General features: G+C 69.0%; 17 protein-coding genes. 8 read left to right on the plus strand and 9 right to left on the minus strand.

Annotation, left to right across the window (positions count from 1 at the left end; genetic code table 11):
• Window positions 1-197 precede the first annotated feature (197 nt).
• Together FB547_RS32775 and pedF are read right to left on the minus strand one after the other, a co-directional pair.
• Window positions 198-1,061: a substrate-binding periplasmic protein gene (locus tag FB547_RS32775; RefSeq protein WP_145747755.1), complete on the minus strand. Its 864-nt coding sequence runs from the start codon at window positions 1,059-1,061 to the stop codon at window positions 198-200.
• 9 nt (window positions 1,062-1,070) lie between these two features.
• Complete coding sequence (pedF, locus tag FB547_RS32780; protein WP_145747756.1) at window positions 1,071-1,565, minus strand: cytochrome c-550 PedF; 495 nt, start codon at window positions 1,563-1,565, stop codon at window positions 1,071-1,073.
• Window positions 1,566-1,845: 280 nt separating this feature from the next.
• On the opposite strand from pedF, the gene FB547_RS32785 reads away from it, so the two are divergent.
• From FB547_RS32785 to FB547_RS32800, 4 genes are all read left to right on the plus strand, one after another.
• Entirely contained in the window at window positions 1,846-3,957 is a 2,112-nt protein-coding gene (locus tag FB547_RS32785; RefSeq protein WP_145747757.1) for a sigma-54-dependent Fis family transcriptional regulator, read from the plus strand.
• Between the two features lie 243 nt (window positions 3,958-4,200).
• Window positions 4,201-5,133 (plus strand): pyrroloquinoline quinone biosynthesis protein PqqB, encoded by a 933-nt coding sequence (pqqB, locus tag FB547_RS32790; protein ID WP_145747758.1) that lies wholly within the window; start codon window positions 4,201-4,203, stop codon window positions 5,131-5,133.
• Window positions 5,130-7,244, plus strand: a complete 2,115-nt coding sequence (locus tag FB547_RS32795) for a 4Fe-4S binding protein (protein ID WP_145747759.1) — start codon at window positions 5,130-5,132, stop codon at window positions 7,242-7,244. Before pqqB ends, FB547_RS32795 begins: the two co-directional genes overlap by 4 nt.
• Window positions 7,241-8,248 (plus strand): FAD:protein FMN transferase, encoded by a 1,008-nt coding sequence (locus tag FB547_RS32800; protein ID WP_145747760.1) that lies wholly within the window; start codon window positions 7,241-7,243, stop codon window positions 8,246-8,248. Before FB547_RS32795 ends, FB547_RS32800 begins: the two co-directional genes overlap by 4 nt.
• Window positions 8,249-8,257: 9 nt before the next feature.
• On the opposite strand, the gene FB547_RS32805 is transcribed toward FB547_RS32800, so the two are convergent.
• From FB547_RS32805 to FB547_RS32835, 7 genes are all read right to left on the minus strand, one after another.
• On the minus strand, window positions 8,258-8,602 hold the full coding sequence (locus tag FB547_RS32805) for a high-potential iron-sulfur protein (RefSeq protein WP_145747761.1): 345 nt from the start codon (window positions 8,600-8,602) through the stop codon (window positions 8,258-8,260).
• A 10-nt stretch (window positions 8,603-8,612) separates the two neighbouring features.
• Complete coding sequence (locus FB547_RS32810) at window positions 8,613-10,406, minus strand: PQQ-dependent methanol/ethanol family dehydrogenase (protein ID WP_145747762.1); 1,794 nt, start codon at window positions 10,404-10,406, stop codon at window positions 8,613-8,615.
• A gap of 244 nt (window positions 10,407-10,650) precedes the next feature.
• Window positions 10,651-12,183 (minus strand): PepSY-associated TM helix domain-containing protein, encoded by a 1,533-nt coding sequence (locus tag FB547_RS32815; protein WP_186454329.1) that lies wholly within the window; start codon window positions 12,181-12,183, stop codon window positions 10,651-10,653.
• Window positions 12,180-12,479: a DUF3649 domain-containing protein gene (locus tag FB547_RS32820; protein ID WP_145747764.1), complete on the minus strand. Its 300-nt coding sequence runs from the start codon at window positions 12,477-12,479 to the stop codon at window positions 12,180-12,182. Before FB547_RS32820 ends, FB547_RS32815 begins: the two co-directional genes overlap by 4 nt.
• Entirely contained in the window at window positions 12,479-14,938 is a 2,460-nt protein-coding gene (locus FB547_RS32825) for a TonB-dependent siderophore receptor (RefSeq protein ID WP_261380482.1), read from the minus strand. The genes FB547_RS32820 and FB547_RS32825 overlap by 1 nt, the downstream gene beginning before the upstream one ends.
• Before the next feature lie 125 nt (window positions 14,939-15,063).
• Window positions 15,064-16,044 carry a FecR domain-containing protein gene (locus FB547_RS32830; protein WP_145747765.1) on the minus strand — a complete coding sequence of 327 codons (981 nt, stop codon included), beginning with the start codon at window positions 16,042-16,044 and terminating at the stop codon, window positions 15,064-15,066.
• A 13-nt stretch (window positions 16,045-16,057) separates the two neighbouring features.
• Entirely contained in the window at window positions 16,058-16,561 is a 504-nt protein-coding gene (locus FB547_RS32835; protein WP_145747766.1) for a sigma-70 family RNA polymerase sigma factor, read from the minus strand.
• Window positions 16,562-16,881: 320 nt separating this feature from the next.
• Between FB547_RS32835 and FB547_RS32840 the strand changes: the two genes are divergently transcribed.
• The 4 genes from FB547_RS32840 (at window position 16,882) to arr (ending at window position 20,393) form a co-directional block, all read left to right on the plus strand.
• Entirely contained in the window at window positions 16,882-17,406 is a 525-nt protein-coding gene (locus FB547_RS32840; protein ID WP_145747767.1) for an AAA family ATPase, read from the plus strand.
• A gap of 380 nt (window positions 17,407-17,786) precedes the next feature.
• A complete protein-coding gene (locus tag FB547_RS32845) occupies window positions 17,787-18,695 on the plus strand; it encodes a LysR family transcriptional regulator (protein ID WP_145747768.1) in 909 nt (302 codons plus the stop codon).
• A gap of 123 nt (window positions 18,696-18,818) precedes the next feature.
• On the plus strand, window positions 18,819-19,682 hold the full coding sequence (locus FB547_RS32850; RefSeq protein ID WP_145747769.1) for an NmrA family NAD(P)-binding protein: 864 nt from the start codon (window positions 18,819-18,821) through the stop codon (window positions 19,680-19,682).
• A 315-nt stretch (window positions 19,683-19,997) separates the two neighbouring features.
• Window positions 19,998-20,393 carry an NAD(+)--rifampin ADP-ribosyltransferase gene (gene arr, locus FB547_RS32855; RefSeq protein ID WP_145747770.1) on the plus strand — a complete coding sequence of 132 codons (396 nt, stop codon included), beginning with the start codon at window positions 19,998-20,000 and terminating at the stop codon, window positions 20,391-20,393.
• Window positions 20,394-20,726 lie beyond the last annotated feature (333 nt).

Genomic DNA, 20,726 nt, shown 5'->3' on the forward strand with positions numbered 1-20,726 from the left:
GGGCCTCGTAGGCGGCCATGCCGCTGATGCGCGCGCCGGCGCTGGCGCGCGCGTCGGGCGGGAACACGCGGTTCTCGACCAGGACGGATTCGATGGGATTGGGCAGGCTCATGGGTGTTCGGACGCATCGTCCGTCGTTGGGTGGTGGTTGGGGTGTCCGCTGGAACGCGCTAGGTCGATTGCCATGGTTCGCCGGTTCACGGCGCCTGCCAGGCGACGTTTCCTCCTTCGAACATCGTGCGCAGCCGCCCGCTCTGGGCAAGGGCATTGACGCTGGCCTGCAGCGCCTGCGCCAGGTCGGTTGCGTCCTTCTTGACTGCCATGCCCACCGCCCAGCCGTTGCGCTGGATGCGCGGCGAGGGCAGCGGCGCAATGGCAAAGCGCGCGTCGCCGCGCAGCACCGATTCGATCTCCGATGCGAGCCCCGCGGCCGCGGCCACTTCGCCGCGCTGCAGGGCGCGCGCGGCCTCGGCGCCGTCCTTGGGCTGGGTGTCGAGCTGGTCGCGGTAGGCGCCGTTGTCGGCGCCGATCATGAGCCAGCCCGCAAGCGTCTTGCCGGACACGGCCACCTTCGCATCGCCGAGCGCCGAGAGCGTGTCCAGCTGCGGCAGGCGGTCGAGCCGCCGCGCGAGCACCACGCGCTCGCGGTAGTACGGCGCGAAGATGAGCGCCTGCGGCGTCTCGTCCATCAGCGGGCGGTCGACCGGCACGTGCAGCAGCACGTCGGCCGGGCCGAAGCCCAGGTAATGGCCGCGCCACACCATGTTGCGCAGGTCGTCGCCCATGTTCTCGTCGGCCAGGAAGGGCAGCAGCGAGAGCTTCACGTCGAGTGCGCCGGCCAGCGCGCGCGCCAGCTCGATGTCGATGCCCTGGCCGGCCACGTGGAACGGCGGCATGTCCTGGTAGATCGCCACGCTCAGCGTGCCGCGCGCGCGGATCCGGTCGAGCGCGCCCGCGCGTACCGTGCCGGCGAGCGCGGCCACGCCGGCGGCAGCGGCCCACTGCAGGCAGGCGCGGCGCGAGAGCCGCGGGAAAGAAGAAGAAGGAGGAGATGTGTGCATGGCCGCGGCTCACATCGGCTTGTCGCGCCGCGTCTCCAGATACGACTTGATCGACCAGATCGCCTCCTGGTTCATGGTTCCTTCGAACGGCGGCATGTAGACGGCGCCGTTGCGCGTGCGGCCGCGCCGCACGGTGGTGAGGAAGAAGTCGTCGATCTCCTTCACGCAGGCCGCCTTGCGCGCGGCGTCCTTGAGCGAGGCGCAATCGTTGTCGAGCTTGCGCAGGTCGGGCGCGATGCCGCCGGAGATGGCGTCGATGCCGTGGCAGCGCGCGCAGTTCTGGTTGTAGGCGGAGGTGCCGATCGTGATGGCCCCGCTGTTGCCGCGGAACGGGTTCTCGGCGCGCCACTGCTCGCCCAGCTTCGGCAGCGAAGAGGTGTCGACGGCCTGCGGCGTGACGTCGCCATGGGCCCGGGCAGCGCCGGAAAGGGCCATGCCCAGCACTGCCGCGGCCAGCACGGCGCGGGCCAGGGGCCGCAGGGTTCGTGGATCGGGATTCATCATGTCGGGTCTCCGTTGTGGTGATGGGGGAACCCGCACAAATCTGCAATCGCTATGCCAACGGCCATTGCTTCAAGCGGGAACACAACTTGCCTTGTGCTGTAGCGTCCCGGTCGCGGATGGTGCCCACAAGGGCCGGTTGCTGTGGCATCCTTGCCGTCGCAGCGCCGGGACGGAACACCTGGCCCCGAGGGGTGTTCCAAAATGAAGCGACCAGTGAACAGCATTCGAACTGGCCAGAGACAAGTCGCCCGCACCAAAGAAGCGGGCCAGGAGACAGCAGATGGTTGATGCCTTTCATGCCCCAGCCAGCCCTCCCCATGGCTGGACCCCGCCGTCGGCGCTGGCCGTCGCGCCTCCCCGAGCCGGCCGCAGCGAACTGATCCAGCAGTGGCACGAGCGCTGCGCCGCGCTGGGCCTGTCGCGCGTGGAGCGGCCGGACTTCGACCCGCTGCGGCGCAGCGACCTCGCGGTGGCGCGCGAGCGCAACCAGCGGCTGTTCACGCATGCGGCGCCGGTGATGGAGATGCTGCTCGAACAGATCGTCGACACCGACAGCATGATCGTGCTGGCCGACACCACCGGCACCATCCTGCACTCCGTCGGCGACGACCGGTTCCTGCAGCGCGCCAACAAGGTGGCGCTCACGCCGGGCGTGAGCTGGGCCGAGCATTCCAAGGGCACGAACGCCATCGGCACCACGCTGGTGGAGGAGACGCCGACGGTCGTGCATGGCGGCGAGCACTTCATCCACGCCAACAACTTCCTCACCTGCTCGGCCGCGCCGATCTTCGATCCGCGCGGCGAGATGCTGGGCGTGCTCGACGTCACCGGCGACCAGCGCTCCTACCACCAGCACACCATGGGCCTGGTGCGCATGTCGGCACGCATGATCGAAAACCAGTGGTTGTCGGACGACTACGGCAACCGCCTGCGGCTGCACTTCCATGGCCGCGCGGAGTTCATCGGCACGCTGCTCGAAGGGATCATCGTGGTGGGCGCGGACGGCAAGATCCTGGGCGCCAACCGCAGCGCGCTGGACCAGCTCGACATGAGCATTGCCGCGCTGCGCATGCAGAGCCTGCCGAGCCTGTTCGGCATCACGGCCTCGGCCGTGTTCGACCACTTCCGCGCGCCGCTGCCCACGCCGATGATGCTGCACGCGGCCAACGGGCAGCAGTTCCACGTCAGCGCCCGCTTCAACGGGTCGCAGCGCGCGGTGGTGCTGGACATGCCCGTGACCTCGGTGGAAGCGCGCATGTCCACGCCCGCCCACGATACCGCCGCCGCGGCCGTGCGGCCGCCCTGCCCGTCGGCGCAGGCCCCCTTCTCCGGCCTGCGCTACCTGGACACCGGCGACGCGCAGATCGCGGCCACACTGCAGAAGGTGCGGCGCGTCATCAACCGCGACATTCCGTTGCTCATCCTCGGCGAGACCGGCACCGGCAAGGAGCTGCTCGCACGCGCCGTGCACCAGGACTCGAACCGCGCCCGGCAGCCCTTCGTGGCGGTCAATTGCGCGTCCATCCCCGAATCGCTGATCGAGGCCGAGCTGTTCGGCTACGAGGACGGCGCCTTCACCGGCGCGCGCCGCAAGGGCGCGGTCGGGCGCATCGTGCAGGCCAACGGCGGCACGCTGTTCCTGGACGAGATCGGCGACATGCCGCTGGCGCTGCAGGCGCGGCTGCTGCGGGCGCTGCAGGAGCGCAACGTCACGCCGCTGGGCAGCCTCAAGTCGATCCCGGTGGACATTGCCGTCATCGGCGCCACGCACCGCAACCTGCGCGAGATGATCGATGCGGGCACCTTCCGCGAAGACCTGTACTACCGCCTCAACGGCCTGGTGGTGCGGCTGCCGGCGCTGCGCGAGCGCAGCGACCTGGACGTGGTGGCGCGGCGCATCCTGCTGGCCGAATGCCCGCAGGACACGCCCGGGATCGAGGCCTCGGTGCTCGCGCTCTTCAAGGCCTATGCCTGGCCCGGCAACCTGCGCCAGCTGGCCAACGTGCTGCGCACCGCCGCCGTGATGGCTGCGGGCGAAAGCCACATCTTCGAGCACCACTTGTCGGACGACTTCCTGGAGGATGTGCGGCGCGCGCGCCCCCAGGCTGCAACACCGGCACCGGCGCCCTCTTTCGCACCGGACCCCGCTCCGATGCAGACAGCCTACGCCGCCGTGGCCGAGCAAGCGCCGCAACCCGCGCAAGTCGCGCAAGCCGCCGAACCATCGCCCGCTGCCGACCCGAGCGCCCCGCGCACGCTCGGGGAAGCCGAGATCGAGATGATCCGCAGCGCCCTTGCGGCGGCCGACGGCAACATCTCGGTCGCCTCCAAGCGCCTGGGCATCAGCCGCAACACCATCTACCGCAAGCTGCGCTGGAACAAGGCCGACTGACACAGGCCATGCGAGGGCCGGGGGAAACCCTGTGCCAGCGTCGCACGGTGCTGTACCAGCCTGGAGCAGTTCGCGCGGGCGGCGCTTTTTCCGGGGCGTTTTCTCGGGGTATCCCAGGGCAATCCCGTGCCTGCGGCGCGCTTCGTGCAGCGCGCCGCGCAGGCATGCGACTTGCGCCATGCCGCCCGTACAGCCCACACGAGGAGACTTCATGCAACGGCCGGCCCCCGCGTTCGAGGATTCATGAAAGTCCTGGTCCTCGGCTCCGGCGCGGGCGGCGGCTTTCCGCAATGGAACTGCAACTGTCGGCTGTGCGCGGGCCAGCGCCAGGGCGTGCTCGATGCCTGCGCGCGCACGCAAAGCTCCGTCGCCGTCTCCGCCGACGGCGAATCGTGGGTGCTGCTCAACGCCTCGCCGGACATCGGCCAGCAGATCCGCAGCCACCCCCAGCTGCATCCGCGCCACGGCCTGCGCGGCACGCCGATCAAGGCGGTGGTGCTGATGGACGCGCAGATCGACCACGTCGCCGGGCTGCTCGGGCTGCGCGAAGGGCCGCGCATCGACCTCTATGCCACGCCCTGCGTGTTCGAGGACCTGACCACCTCCTTCCCCGTGCTCGGCGTGCTGGAGCACTACTGCGGCACGCGCTGGCACATGCTGGCGGTGGCCGGCACGCAGACGCGCGTCGACTTCGGCGTGGCCGGCTTTCCCTCGCTGCGCTTCACCGCGGTGGCCATTCCCGGCAAGGCGCCGCCCTATTCGCCGCACCGCCGCGGACAGGCGGTGGGCGACAACATCGCGCTGCGGATCGAGGACCTGCAGGGCGGGCGGCGCCTCTTCTATGCGCCGGGCCTGGCCGAGATCGGTCCCGAGGAATTGCGCTGGATGCATGACGCCGACTGCCTGCTGCTCGACGGCACCTTCTGGACCGAGGATGAAATGCGCCACGCCGGCCTGGGCACCCGCAGCGCCAGCGACATGGGCCACCTGCCGCAGACCGGCACCGGCCCGCGCGCCGGCATGGTGGACGCGCTGCGGGCCACGCCGGCGCGGCGCAAGGTGCTGACCCACATCAACAACAGCAATCCGATCCTCGATGCCGCGAGCGCACAGCGCCAGGAGCTCGAGCGCCATGGCATCGAGGTGGCCTACGACGGCATGGAGATCTCGCTGTGACCGGGCGGCGATGGCTGACGGCGCTGCTGCTGGCGGGACTGGCGCTGGCGACGCAGGCGGGCGTGATGACGCGCGCCGCGCTGCAGCTGCATTTCCCGCCGCCGTGGACCGTGGGCGAGAAGGACGCGCAGCTGCCGGTCTGGCCGATCTTCAAGCAGGACATGACCAGCCCGGTGCTCGCGGGCTACGTCTTCGAGTCGATCGACCTGGCGCCACTCCCCGGCTTCTCGGGCACGCCGATCAACCTGCTGGTGGCGCTGGATGCGAAGGGCGCCTTCCTCGACGTGCGCGTGCTCTCGCACCACGAGCCGGTGTTCCTCGAGGGGCTGGGCGAGGGGCCGCTGCTGCGCTTCGCCGAGCAGTACAAGGGCCTGTCGCTGCGGCAGAACCTCAAGATCGGCTCCAACGCCAACCGCGGCGAGCAGCACGGCAGCGCCAACGCCTACATCGACGGGGTCGCGAAGGCCACCGCCTCGGTGCGCATCCTCCACCAGAGCCTGCTGGCGTCCGCGCTGCGGGTGGCGCGCGCGCGGCTCGGCTTTGCCGCCGGCAGCGACCCGGCCCTGCTGGCGCGCGTGCGGCGCGACGGCTTCCGGCCGATGGACTGGGAGGCGCTGCTACAGGCCGGGCTGGTGCAGCGCGCGCGGCTCTCGCGCGGCCAGGTGGAACGGGCCTTCGCAGGCACGGGTGTCGATGAGGCGGACGGCACCGGCGCGGCCTCCGGCGAGACCTTCAGCGAGCTGTACCTGGCCTACCTGAACGTCCCGGCCGTGGGCCGCAACCTGTTGTCGGAAGCGGGCTGGCAGCACCTGCTCGGCCGCATCGACGAAGGCGACCATGCGCTGCTGGCGATCGCCACCGGCCGCTACACCTTCGTGGGCGACAACTTCGTGCGCGGCGCGGTGCCGGACCGCCTGACGCTCCGGCAGGGCGAGCTGCCGCTGGAGCTGCGCGACCTCGACCTGGACGATCCGCTGCGGCTGCCGGCCGCGCTGCAGCGCGCCGACGCCAAGGTGTTCCGCGTCATCGGGCCGGCCGGCCTGGACCCGGCCCGGCCGCTGGACTTCGCGCTGCGCGTGACGCGCGAGAAGGGCATGCTCTATGGCGAGCGGGTGAGCCGCGACTTCGCCCTGCCCTACCGGCTGCCGCCCGACCAGGTGATCGCGCCGCAGGGCGAGGCCCGGGGCTGGCTGGCCGTGTGGCAGGCGCGCGCCTGGGAACTGGCGGTGCTCGCGGGCGCGCTGGCGCTGCTGGCGGTGGTGCTGGCGCGGCCGCGCTGGATCGTCGCCACGCCCGCGCGGCTGGCGCGCTTTCGCACCGGCTACCTGGTCTTCACGCTGGTCTTCATCGGCTGGTTCGCGCAGGGCCAGCTCTCGATCGTCCACCTCACCGCGGCGATCCAGGCGCTGGCGGCCGGCCGCTCATTGGCCTTCCTGATGTACGACCCGATGAGCGTGGCGCTGTGGGCCTTCGTCGCGCTCACGCTGGTGGTCTGGGGACGCGGCACCTTCTGCGGCTGGCTCTGCCCCTTCGGCGCGCTGCAGGAGCTGGCGGCGCAGCTCGCGCGGCGCCTCGGCCTGGGCAGGCGCCTGCGGCTGCACCGCGACCTCGATACGCGGCTCAAGCGGGTCAAGTACGCGGTGCTGGCCGTCATCCTCGTGCTGGCGGCGCTCTCGCCCGCCTGGACCGACCGGGCGGTGGAGATCGAGCCCTTCAAGACCGCGATCACGCTGAACTTCGTGCGCGCCTGGCCCTTCGTGGCCTGGGCGGGCGGCCTGGTGCTGCTGAACCTGGTGCTCTACAAGGGCTTCTGCCGCTACCTGTGCCCGCTCGGCGCGGGGCTCAAGCTGCTCGGGCATGCGCGGCTGCTGAAGTGGATTCCGCGCCGCGCCGAATGCGGCACACCCTGCCAGACCTGCCGGCACCGCTGCGAGTACCAGGCGATCAAGCCCGACGGCGCGATCGTCTACGGCGAGTGCTTCCAGTGCCTGGACTGCGTGGCCATCCACGACAGCCCCGAGCGCTGCGCGCCGCTGATCGCGCGCGGGCGCCAGCGGGTGATCCCGGTGCGCGCGGCGGTCGCCACCACCGTCGGCCGGAGCGCGGCATGAAGCGGCGCCAGCTGCTGCGCCTGTCGCTCGGCCTGGGCGCGCTGGCCGGCGGCGCGGCCCTGGCGCCGGCCGTCACCGCGCTGCACTGGGGCCGGCGCGACCTGCTGGGCTTCGGCAGCACGCTGAGCCTGCAGGCCGGGCACGAACGCAAGGCGGTGGTGGAACGCGCGCTCGACGAGGGCGTGGCGCTGCTGCGCCGCATCGAGGCGCAGATGAGCCTGTTCGATCCGGCCAGCGCGCTGTCGCGGCTGAACCGCGAGGGCCGGCTGGCCTCGCCGCCGCAAGAACTGCTGGCGGTGCTGCGCATCGCGCACGAGGTCTCGCGCGAGAGCCGCGGCGCCTTCGACATCACGGTACAGCCGCTGTGGGAGGCCTTCGCCGCCGCACAGCGCGAAGGCCGGCTGCCGGACGCGCAGGAAGTGGCGGCGGCGCGCGCACGGGTCGACTGGCGCGCGCTCGACGTGCGGCACCGGCTGGTGCGCTTCGACGCACCGGGCATGGCGGTGACGCTCAACGGCATCGCGCAAGGCTTTGCGGCGGACCGCGTGCGCGAGGCGCTGGCGGCGTGCGGCATCCGGCATGCGCTGGTCGATGCCGGCGAGTTCGCACCGCTCGGGCTGCGCGGCGGAACGCAGCCCTGGTCGCTCGGCATTGCCGACCCGCAGGCTGAATCCGCGCTGATCGCACGGCTGCTGGCCGACGGGCGCTGCGTGGCCACCTCGGCCGACAGCCAGACATTCTTCAGCCCCGACCGCCGGCACCACCACATCGTCGATCCGCACACCGGCTACTCGCCGCCGGCCCTGTCGGCCGTGACCGTCGCGGCGCCCAGCGGCGCGCTGGCCGACGCGCTCACCAAGGTGTTCTTCGTCGCCGGCCCCGCGCAGGCGCGGCAGGTCGCGCGCCAATGGCAGGTCGATGCACTGTGGGTTGACAAGGCCGGGCGGTGGGAGGCCACGCCCGGCCTGCGGATCGAGCCGGCCGCGCGGCGGCCGATGCCGTAGCTGCGGCGATCAGGCGGGCTTGGGCGCCCAGGCCTGGCACCAGCCCTTGGCCGCGATCTGCTTGCGGCCGAACATCGCGCAGCCGGCCCAGGCATCGGAGGGCGTGCCCTGCCACATGGCACAGTTCACGCACTCCTGCGTGGCCGCGTGGCGCGGGTACTTCTTCTTGTCGACGCTCTTCGTGTCGTGCCTGTAGCCCAGCTGCACGGCAGTCTCGTCGCTTTCCTCGGCGCGCGGCGGCGCGGCCAGCACGTGCACCGGCAGCGCCGCCAGCAGGCAGGCGCCGCCGGCCGCGCGGCCGACGAACTCCCGGCGGGAGGCGCCGCGGCCTCCTTCGCTGTTGCGATCCGTCATGCCGCCTCCTTCAGTTGGACGCCACGCGGGCCTCGCCCGCCCGGGCGGTGCGCGCAGTGCCGGCGGAAGGGATCTTGAAGACCCACACCATGCCGCCCTGCTCCAGCAGGTTGACCTTCTTCGCCACCTCGCCGCCCCACAGCGGCACCGCGCCGCCCCAGCCCGAGACCACGGCCACGTACTGCTCGCCGCCCTGCTGCCAGGTGACCGGCGGCGCGACCACGCCCGAACCGGTCTGGAACTCCCACAGCACCTTGCCGGTCTTGGCGTCGGCGGCCTTCAGGTAGCCCTCGGGCGTGCCCCAGAACACCAGGTTGCCGCCGGTGGTGAGCACGCCGCCCCACAGCGGCGCGCCGTTCTTGATCTCCCAGGCGATCTTGCCGGACTTGGGATCGATCGCGCGCAGCGCGCCGATGTAGTCCTCGTTGAGCGGCTTGATGGTGAAGCCCGAGCCGAGGTAGGCCGCGCCCTTCTTGTAGGCCACGGGTTCGTTCCAGATGTCCATGCCCCATTCGTTGGCGGGCACGTAGAACATCTTGGTGTCGGGGCTGTAGGCCATCGGCATCTGGTTCTTGCCGCCCAGGAAGCCCGGCGCCGCGAACACCGAGCTGCCCTTCTTGCCGTCGCCGCCCGCGACCGGATCGCCCGGGCGGTTGTCGGCCACGAAGTTCGGGCGGCCGGTCTTCAGGTCGATGCCGTCGGCCCAGGTCGTCTTCCTCACGAAGGGAAAGGCATTCAGCAGCTGGCCGGTGGTGGCGTCGTTCACGTAGAAGTAGCCGTTGCGGTCGGCCTTGCCGCCCACGCGCCGGCCGTCCATGTCGAAGGTGACGAACTCGTTCACGCCGTCGAAGTCCCAGCTGTCGCTGGGCGTGTTCTGGTAGTGCCACTTGATCTGGCCGGTCTTCACGTCGATGGCCACGGTCGAGCACGAGAACAGGTTGTCGCCCTTGCGCAGGTGGCTGTTCCACGGCGCCGGGTTGCCGGTGCCGAAGTAGGCCAGGCCGGTCTTGGGATCGAAGGTGCCGCCCAGCCAGGTGGCGGCGCCGCCGGTCTTCCAGAGGTCGCCCGGCCAGCTCTTGTTGACGGTGCCCGAGACGCCCGCCTCCTTCTTGTTGCCATCGTTGTCGTAGGTGTAGCCCATGTGGCCTTCCACCGTGGGGCGCGACCACACCATGCTGCCCGTTTTGGCGTCGCGCGCCTCGACGCGGCCGACGATGCCGAACTCGCCGCCCGACACCCCCGTGAGGATCAGGCCGTTGGCGATGATCGGCGCCGCGGTGGCCGAGTAGCCGGCCGCGTAGTCGTCGATCTTCTCCTTCCAGACCACGTTGCCGGTGTTCTGGTCGAGCGCCACCAGCTGCGCATCGAGCGTGGCGAAGATCACCAGGTTGTCGTACAGCGCCGCGCCGCGGTTGACCACGTCGCAGCACGGCATGATGCCCTCGGGCAGGCGGTGCTCGTACTTCCACAGCTTCTTGCCGGTGGTGGCGTCGAGCGCGTAGATGCGCGAGTACGAGGCGGTGACGAACATCTTGCCGTTGTGGATCACGGGCTGCGCCTCCTGGCCGCGCTGCTTCTCTCCGCCGAAGGAGAAGGCCCATGCCGGCGCGAGCCGGGACACGGTGCCGGTGTTGACCTGCTTCAGCGGCGAGTAGCGCTGGCCCTGGGTATTGACCCCCCAGGTCAGGACGTTGCCGTTCGCCGTGGCTTCGGACTGGATCATCTTGTCCGTGACTTGCGCGCCGGCGCCGCCGGCCGCGGCCAGGCCGATGGCCATGAGCGCGTTCAAGAGCTTCAATTGCATGGGATGTCTCCTCGTGGGTGTGGATAGCGGCTCGGGCGTGCCATGCGGGCATGCCTTCACGGGAGTCAAGGGCAATCTCCATGCCACGCGCAATGCAGCCTTCCAGGGGCTCTTTCGCGCATCGCGCGGGCTGCCGGCCGCGGGTTTTCCCGCTGCATTGCTACAAGGTCGAACAGCGCGCGGGCCGGCACCGTTGCATCCCGGCGCAGTGGTCGGGCCGTGCAACGGGTCGCTGCGGCAGGTGCTAGGTGCCAGCCCGGCGCGCGGTCTTCATCGCCATCGCGGCAAGCAGCGCAGCCGTTGCCAGCAGCGCAAGCTCGATTCCCGCGAACACCCAGTCCGCCGCGCGGATGCTGGCGAACAGGTGGCGGCCGCCGGCGCACATGTTCCACAGCGGCAGCGCCGCGCACAGCACGGCGGCGGTGCCGAACTGCTCCGTCCATGCGCGCCGGACCGGCCTCGCGCCCGCGTGAAAGAGCATCAGCGCCCACACCGCGAAGAACAGGTGGATCTCCCACTCGCGGCGATCCGTGGCATCCACCGGCAGCAGCCGGTTGCCCCAGAGAAACGCCGCCATCGCCGCGGGAAGCCCCGCAATGGCCGCGACGTTGAGCCGCTCCACGAGCCGGCGGCCGACCGGCGCGCGTTCAGGATCGGCCCGCTTGGCGCGCCGCTTGACGGTCCACAGCACGAGCCCCGTCGCCACCATGGCCGCACCGGCCAGGCTCGCCACGAAGTACAGCCAGCGCACCGTGGTGCCGGCAAAGCGCGCCATGTGCAGGCCGTAGAGCACGCCGCGTGTCTCGGCGGCGGGGCCCGAGTGGTCCTTGACCCGCCGCAACGCGCCCTGCGGACCTTCGAACGCCAGGTAGCGCGGGCTGACGGACACGCGCGATGCCTCGCTGCGCACGAGCTTCACGCGCGATGCGGCATCGCCCGGGTGGTCGACGACCAGGCGCGCCACGCTGCCGATGCCCCAGCGCCGCTCGGCCTCGCGCACCATCGCGCCCACATCGGGCAGCGGTGCCGCCGTGCCGCGCGGCGTGCCCGGCGGCATGAGCGCCGTCATTTCAGCGCGCAGCGACTGGCGCGCCTGCGCCGCATCGGGCGCGCTGTCCAGGCCCCAGGGCATGTACAGCGTCATCAGCGTGACCAGGCCGGTGTAGGTGATCAGCAGGTGAAAGGGCAGCGCCCACACCGACAGCATGTTGTGTGCATCCCGCCAGGAGCGCGCGCCCTTGCCGGGCCGGAAGGTGAAGAAGTTGGTGAAGATCTTCTTGTGCGTGATCACGCCGCTGACGATGGCGACCAGCATGAACATGGTGGCCAGCCCCACCAGCCAGCGCGCGGCGGCCCGCGGCAGGTAGTGCAGCGAAAAATGAAAGTAGTAGAAGAACTCTCCGCCGGTGGTCTCGCGCGCATGCAGCGGCCCGCCGCTCAGCGGATCGAGCATGGCCCGGCCGTCGCTGGCGCCGCCGCCGGCGCGCCACGATGCGGCGACGACGTTCCTGCGTTCGTCCGCCAGATCGATCACCCACTGGGATGCGCCCGGTGCAAGCCCCTGCAGGCTGGCGACCGCCAGCGCAGCGCTCGCGGCCGCGTCGGGCAACTGCGCGAGCGCCGGCACTTCGGGCCGCATCCACTGGGAGATCTCCTCCCGGAAGTAGCTCACCGCGCCAGTGAGGAACATCGCGTAGAGCAGCCAGCCGAACACGAGGCCGGTCCAGGTGTGGAGACGGGCCATCGACTGGCGCAGGCTCCTTGCCGCAGTCGTCATGCCGCCGGCATCCTCCAGACCCAGCATGCCGCCGCCAGCAGCGGCAGCGCGGCCAGCGCCAGGCCCAGCCATGCCCTGCGCGCGCTGCGTGCCGCAAACACCCAGATGACCGCGGCCGCATACACCACGAAGCTGGCCTGCATGCCCGTGAGGACCGCCTCCACGGTGCCCATGGGCAGCGCCAGCGCCGCGACGCTGGTCAGCACCGCCAGCGCATATCCACCGAACAGCGCGGCCGCGATGCGCGACAGAAGCGGGCCCCGGACACGCCGCACGGCGCCACGCGTCGCCGGCATCAGAAGCGGTAGAGCGCGCTGAGGTTGGCGGTGCGCTCCGCGCTGCGGTAGCAGATGCTGCCGTTGCAATCCATCAGCGACTGCTTGTTCAACAGGTTGTTGAGGTTGAGCGAGACGCGCCAGGGGCCGCGGTCGAAGCCGAGCGCCAGGTCGACCATCGCGATGCTCGGGTTGGTGATGTTGGCGTTGCCGGTGTCCCAGGCCGAACGCGACTTGCCGAGGTAGCGCACGCCGAGGGCGGCGAACGCGCGGGTCGCGTCGCCCACCGGGAACGAGTACTTGCCCCACGCCGATGCGCTGTGCTTCGGCGCGCTCATCTGCGGCAGGCCCAGGTCACCGTCGTTGCTGCGCGTGATGCGCGTGTCCAGGTAGGTGTACTGGGCGATCAGGCTGATGTTGTTCGTCACATCGGCGCGGGCTTCGAGCTCGAGCCCGCGCGACCTGACCTCGCCGGTCTGGATGACTTCGCCGGGCGCCTGCGGCGCCGCCGTGGTCACGTTGCTGCGCACGATGTCGAACACCGATGCCGTGTAGCTGGCGTTCTGTGCGGTCGGCTGGTAGCGCACGCCGGCCTCGACCTGCCGGCCCTTCGAAGGCTTCAGCAGGTTGCCGTTCAGGTCCTTGCCGATCTCCGGCGAGAAAGAGGTGGCGTAGTTCGCATAGGGCGCCCATCCGGACTCGAACAGGTACACGACACCGACGCGGCCGGTGGTGGCGCTGGCCGAGGTGTCGTAGATCTCGCTGCTGTCGCCGGTCCTGCCGAAGGTGCGGGTGCCCGAGGCGTCCGCCTTGTCATGCCGCAGGCCCGCCGTGAGAACCCAGCGGTCCCATTTGATCTGGTCCTGCAGGTAGAAGCCGACCTGCTTCGACGGCACCCGGTCGACATACGGGTCGGTGGCCGGGGCGAGCGGCTGGTGCGTGTACACGGGCGCGAACAGGTTCATCGGCGCCAGCAGGGGACGGTCGTAGGGAAACTCGTCGGTGGTGCGCGACTTGGCATAGTCCACGCCTGCCAGCAGCGTGTGCGCCAGCGGGCCGCTGCCGAAGCGCGCCTGCACGCGCGTGTCCAGCAGCAAGCCCTTCCAGTGCGTCTCGCGCGGCGAGAAGCTGCGGTTCATCGTGTAGCCGTCGGCGCGCAGGCCGCGCGGAAACACATTGGTCTCGGAACGGTCGAGCTCGCTGTAGCGCATGCTCTGCTGCATCGACCAGGTGTCGTTGAAGCTGTGCTCGAACTCGTAGCCGAGCATCTTGTTGTCGCGCCGCCAGCGGTTGTCGTAGCCGCCGATGTTCACGCGCGGGCTCGGCTGGCCGAACACGCCGGGCTGCTCGAGCTGGTTCTGCCAGGCGTAGGCCTGGTTGTCCTTCTGGTAGCGCCCGAGCAGCGTCAGCCTGGTGCTGGCGCTGGGCTGCCATGTGAGGGCGGGCGCAATGTAGAGCCGGTTGTCGCGGTCATGGTCCAGCCGGGTGTTCGAGGCGCGCCCCAGCACCGTGAGGCGGTAGGTCCATTCGTTGCGGCTGTCGAGTGCGCCGCCGATGTCGGCCTTCAGCTGCTTGCGGTTGTAGGTGCCGTACTCGATGCCGATCTCGCGCACGGCGTCGGCCGTCGGCCGCTTGCTCACGGCGTTGACCATGCCGCCCGGCGGCATCTTGCCGTACAGCACGGATGCCGGCCCGCGCAGCACTTCCAGCCGCTCGAGGCCGTAGGGCTCGATCGGCGCGGCATAGGAGCGCCCGGAGGTCAGCAGGCCGTCCATGAAGACGCCGGCGGTGCCGAGCTCGAAGCCGCGCAGCAGCGAGAACTCGTCGACCGCCCAGGGCTTGAGGTTGGGCGTGACGCCGGCGGTGTAGCGCAGCGCCTCGTCGAGCGACTCCGCCTTGCGGTCGCCGATTTCGTCGGCCGTGATCACGGAGACGGACTGCGGGTTCTCGATCAGCGCCGTGTCGGTCTTGGTGGCCGTGGCGCTGCGCCTGGCGACATAGCCGTTGACGCGGCCCGTGGGTGTTTCGCGCTCGGTCGCGGCGGTCACGGTGACGGGGGCCAGCGTGGCGGTGTCGCCCGCGCCGCTGCGCACGGGCGGCACCGCCTTGCGCAGCGCGTAGGCACCGCGGCCCTGCCCCGTCACTTCGTAGCCGCTGCCGCGCAGCACCTGCTCGAAGCCTTCCTGCGCCGTGTAGCGCCCCCGCAGCCCGCCGCTTCGCAGCCCGGCGAGCATGCCGGGCTCGAAGATCAGCTGGACGCCCGTGGCGGCCGCGAATTGCGCCAGCACGTCGGCGAGCGTGCCGCCCGCAATGGCGTACTGGCGCACACCGGCACCCGCCGGCTCGGCCGCGAACACGGGCGCGGCAAGCAGTGCCAGCGCGCCGGCGCCGCCCCATGCCGCGCGCAGGGCGGCCGTGGCGATGGCGGCCGTGATTTTTTCGGTGTGCCGGTGCCGGCCTGCGTTGCACTGCGATCCCATGTGTCTGCGTCCTGTGATGTCTGTGATGGCGGTCGGCGCATCGGCATCGATGCGTCGTTCCTTCTCACACCGGACGAAACAGAAAAAGTGATCACTCCCGGGTGGATTTTTTTCTTGGGCCCAGGCTAACGCGGCGCCACCGTGACCCAGTAGCGGGTCGTCTGCTCGATGCGCAGCGGCAGCGAGCGCGCCAGCAACGCGAGCCCGGCATCGGTGTCGGCCAGGGACACGGCGCCCGATACGCGCAGCTCCGCCACCGCCGGATGGCAGCGCAACACGCCGCTGCGGTAGCGGCCCATTTCGGCGACGACATCGGCCAGGCGCATGTTTCTCGCGAGCAGCATGCCTTGCTCCCAGAGCGCGGCGCTGTTCCCGACCGTGGCCCCGGGGCCGATGCGCCCGGCCTCGAAATCGACCTGCTCGCCGGCGCGCAGCATGCGCGAGGCGCCGTCCATGGAACGTACTTCGACGGCCTCTTCGAACACCGCGACGCGCGTGCTGCGGTCGTCGAGCCGGCGCACGCTGAAGCGCGTGCCCAGCGCCCGCACGGTGCCCTGCGGCGTCTGCACCAGGAAGGGCCGATAGGTGGGCGACGGGTCGGCGTGCGTGGTGACGAGGATCTCGCCCGCCTGCAGCCGGATGCGCCGTTCGGCGGCGGTGAACACGATGTCCGCCGCGCTCGCGGTGTTGAGCACCAGGCGCGAGCCGTCGGCCAGCGTCATCGACTTGCGCTCGCCCGTGGCCGTGGCGACATCGGCGGTCCATTCTCGCCAGGGCATGTGCCGCCAGGCGAGCCAGCCGGCCGGCGCGGCGATCAGCAACGCGCCCAGCATGCCCATGCCGCGGCGGCGGCTGGGTTGCTGCCGCAAGGCCTGGAAGGCCTCCTTGCCGATGGCCGCCGGCACCTGTGCGAGCACCCCCAGCAGGACTTCCGCCCGCGCCCAGGCCTCACGGTGCGCAGGACTCTGCTCGCGCCAGCGGTCGAAGTTCGCCCGCGCCTTCTGGGCATCGTCGCCGTAGCGCAGCGTCATCATCCAGTCGGCCGCCTCGCTCAGGAGCGCAGGATCGGGGCGGGTCTGCGCCCCGGTCGGCGGCTGGCTGCTCATCGGACCGCTTCGCTCACGCGACCGACATGCAGGCGACCAGCGCCTTGTGGATGTGCCGGCGCACCGTGATCACGGGCATCGCCATGCGCTCGGAGATCTGCTGCAGCGTCAGCTCGTCGAACTGCGCCAGCAGGAAGACCTGCCGCGTGCGGCCCGGAAGACCGGCCAGCATGGCCTCGATGCGCAACAGCGATTCGATGATGAGCATCCGGGCCTCGGGCGACGGTGCCTCGGGCTCGGCCAGATGCGCAATCGCTTCCAGGTAGGCCCGCTCCACCTCGCGCCGGCGCCAATGGTCCGCCACCAGCCCCTTGGCGACATGGGTCAGGAAGGCGCGCGGCTCGTGCCCGAGGTTGGCAGTGCGCGAGGACGCCATCAGCCGCACGAAGGTGTCATGCGCCAGGTCGGCCGCATCGCAGGCGTCGCCCAGGCGGCGGCGCAGCCACCCCAGCAGCCAGCCGTGGTGGTCGCTGTAGAGAACTTCGATGGGCTCGGGAGAATGGGTGGCCGCGGGCATGGAACGGTTCCGGGTGGCGGATCCGAAGAAGTGGATGAGAATCGTTTGCAATTATATTGCCAGGCGTCGTGCCAACAGCGAAAGTGCGAGCCGACCCTCTGGCCTGACCTCGGTGCTTCGGCGTCCCACGCGAACGCATTGCCGAGCCCTCCGGAACTCGCTATTCTTGCTCTCCATGGCTTGTTCGCAGCTCGCGTCGATTATTCGCACCATCCGAAGGATGGTGGGTTAGCGCGCGGCCCGAGCCGCCAAAGCAACCCGCCCCACGAGGCGGGTTTTTTTCTGTCTCCTGGGGCTCCTCAGAGTTACTGGAGATTGGAATGCTCGAAACCGAAACTTCGCGGACGGCCGCCGCCGCCTCCTCCTTGCCAGGGGTCCTGCACATGGTCTGCGGGAAGATCGCCTCCGGAAAGTCGACGCTCACCAGGCACCTCGCAACGCAGCCGAAGACGGTTCTCATCAGCGAGGACGATTGGCTCGCGCGTCTTTACCCGAACGAGATTCATGCCCTCGCGGATTACGTTCGCTGTGCCGGCAGATTGCGTGAAGCGATGTCGGGCCACGTCGAGGCGCTGCTCGCGGCCGGCACGTCCGTCGTACTCGATTTCCCCTCGAACACCGTCGCAGCAAGAGGATGGGGCCGCGGCGTTTTCGAGAAGGCCGGAGCCGCCCATCGCTTGCACTACCTGGATGTTCCCGACGAAGTCTGCAAGGCGCGCCTGCGCATTCGCAACCTTTCGGGAGAGCATCCGTTTGAAACGACGGACGCGGAATTCGACGAAATAACCAGTCACTTCGTCGCGCCATCGGCGGAGGAAGGCTACGACATCGTGCGATATGACTGAACGGCCGATGAAGTTCGACACGCTGCCTGAGACCTGTCGAGTGCAATCTTCGCGGCGGATTCAACCGGTGTCGTGGACCTCAGCGGCCAAGCTCCCACCTCTGGCTGATTTGGCCGCCAACAGTTGGCCACAACCGGACCTTCCGGCACCGCCACCCGTTGAATATCGCCAAGCCATGGCAATATCCGCGTTTGCTGTCGCAGTGCTCTCGGCGGAGCCGTTCGTTGATAACCTTCGGCAGAGCTTTGACGTAGTCGCGAAGCTGGGGTGGCAGCGACAACAGTGTGCGTGACTCGCCGCTCGTGTGCGCCGAGCATCGGGTCGGAATGATGCGGGCGACGTAGCGATCAGCGATTCTCATCGGTCAAGCAAAAGCTCAAATGGCGGGTTTCGACGAAAGTATTGTGAACGGCATCCGCGTCCTCGCTGCGATCATCGACAGCGGCACCTTTGCGGCGGCGGCCGACATTCTGCAGATGTCGCAATCGGGCGTCAGCCGAGCCATCGCACGTCTGGAAGCACGGCTGGGCATTCGGCTGTTAGAACGCACGACGCGATCGATCAGCCTGACGGACGAAGGCCGACGCTTCTATGAGCAGGTGGCGCCGCTGCTCGCCGGGCTGGCAGAAGCGGTGGCATCCGCAGCGCAGGGCACAACGGCGATTCGCGGCGTTCTGCGGGTCAACATCGATCCGTATTTCTCGCGATTGGTCTTGGGACCACACCTTGGGGCCTTTCTCGAGACGTACCCGCAAGTGAAGCTCGAACTGATCACGCGTGACGAACTCGGTGACCCTGTAGCCGATGGTTTCGACCTCGCGGTGCGCTTTGGCCATCCGCGACCGTCAACGCTGATCGGGCGCAAATTGCTCGACACGCGGATGCTGACGGTGGCGTCGCCTGGGTACTTGAAGCGCCATGGACACCCCAAGGACCCGCGCGAGTTGGCGACGGGTGGCCATGTATGCATCCTGTTCCGGGACTCCGCAACGGGTCGGCCATTTCCATGGGAATTTCACAGGCGCGGCAAGAAGCTGGTGCTCCACATGGACGGAGCGCTGACGGTCAATGATGCCGGCACGCTCTACAGCGTGTGCCTTGCCGGGCATGGCATGGCCCAAGTGATGGATCTCGGCGCAGAGCCGATGCTGGCTGACGGGCGGCTGGTCAACGTCTTCCCTGAATGGCGCGACGAACAATTCCCGCTCTACGCGTTCCATCCGTCGCGGCACCATCTGCCGGCGAAAACGCGCGCCTTCCTGGACTTCATCGTCGGTCTGTTGCAGTAGCATCTGCGCGGCATCAATGACTGTCAAGCATGAGTGAAATGACATTCATGTCATTGAGAAATGGATGGTCGATGTTCAAACTTCTTGCACCAAGTCAATTTGTGCTGAGAACAAGGAGTTTCGATGTTTGCCATCACGGGAATCACAGGTCAGGTGGGCGGCGCCGTTGCACGCTCGCTCATGGAAGCGGGCAAGGACGTCCGTGCCGTCGTACGCGACGCCGGCAAGGGCGCCGCATGGAAGCAGCGCGGCTGCGAAGTGGCCATTGCTTCGCTGGACGATGCCGAAGCACTCAAGAAGGCTTTCGCAGGCGCTGAGGGCGTGCTCTTCGTTTTGCCGCCGGTGTTCGACCCATCACCCGATTTTGACGAGGCCCGCCGTGTCATTGCAGCAGTGCGCGAGGCGCTCGATGCCACTTTGCCCGGCAAGGTTGTCTCGCTGTCAACGATTGGCGCTCAGTCACTACGGCCCAACCTGTTGCAGCAGCACTTGTTGCAGGAGGCCAGTCTGAGCACCCTGCCTTTGCCCGTGGCTTTCCTGCGTGCCGCCTGGTTCATGGAAAACGCCGCTTGGGATGTGGAGCGTGCGCGCACGACGGGAGTCATTCCGAGTTTTCTCTGTCCGCTGGACAAACCGGTACCCATGGTTGCCACCGCAGATGTCGGACACCTTGCCGCCGAACTGCTTCAAGAAAGCTGGCTAGGCAAGCGCATTGTTGAACTGAAAGGCGGGCGCTTGACGCCCAATGAGGTCGCTCTAGGGTTTGCTCGCGTTTTGGGCCGCGACGTGCGCATGGAGGTGGTGCCGCGCGCCAGTTGGGAGGCGCTTTTCAGAGCACAAGGCATGCGCAATCCGATGCCGCGCATTCAGATGCTGGACGGTTTCAACGAAGGATGGATCAAGTTCGAGAACCCCGACAAGGTTCGCAAGGGGGTGGTTCCGTTGGACGCCGTACTGCGGGAACTCGCCGTCCGCTCTTCGAGTTGAGCCGCGTAGAACATCGGGGCCAAGGGCCGCCGCTGGCGTGGCCGCGTTGGGCCACAAGACCGAGCCTGGGCCGACAGCCAAGTAGTCGGTCGCCAGACCGGCCGAGCCAAAGCCAACGGAAGTCTGATGTGGAGCCAAAGATGAAGCCGATAGGGGCGCCTTCGCACGGCTACCTGACCGGCTACCGTCGGCCAGGAGCTGTCTTTCAAAGACGCCCTGCTGCACCCGAAACGGGGCCCTCGCTCACACGGCCTATGTGAACATCCACCCGAGTAAACTCCGCGGCTTTTCGTTTCTGTAGAGGAGCGACTTGCGATGGCTGTCTTGGACACCGGCCCTTACTTCCACGGAACGCGGGCGGACCTCCAGGTGGGCGACCTGCTCACCGCAGGCTTCCGCTCAAACTACGACGGCGACGTCGTGATGAACCACATCTACTTCACCGCCTGGCCCAAAGGCGCCGGGCTGGCTGCCGAAATGGCGAAGGGCGACGGTCGTCGCCGCGTCTACATCGTCGAACCGACAGGCGCCTTCGAGGACGACCCCAACGTCACCGACAAGAAGTTTCCGGGCAATCCCACACGCTCCTACCGCAGCCGCGAACCGCTTCGTATCGTCGGCGAACTGGAGACCTGGGAACTCTTTGACGCGGAGTACATCCTGCAGCTGAGGGAGCGCGTACGCGCAGGCATGGGAGAGATCATTAACTGAATCACGCCTGCCGATGCCGCGCAGAGTAGCGATCGAAAAAAACTGGATGTTGGCCGCTTTGGGCGTTGCAGCTGCGCGGCTGAATTCGGCCACATGCCATCATTCAGCCAGTTGCCACGGGTCCCGCGAGACCGCTCGTTCGCGGCGCTTGCCAATCTAGAAGCCTTCGAGAATGCCTCCATCAACTGAAGCCCTGCAACGATTGAGCGACTTCGCCTCTGGCAAAACCCCGGTGTCCGAGTTCGAGCAACAGCTCTACAACGATCCGGACATTGAAACCTTACTCTCGGCAGAGAGCGCTCCTCGATTTTGCCAAACGGGGACGACGCTGTT

The organism is Variovorax beijingensis, assembly GCF_007828835.1.
In the GTDB taxonomy this organism is placed as follows: domain Bacteria; phylum Pseudomonadota; class Gammaproteobacteria; order Burkholderiales; family Burkholderiaceae_C; genus Variovorax; species Variovorax beijingensis_A.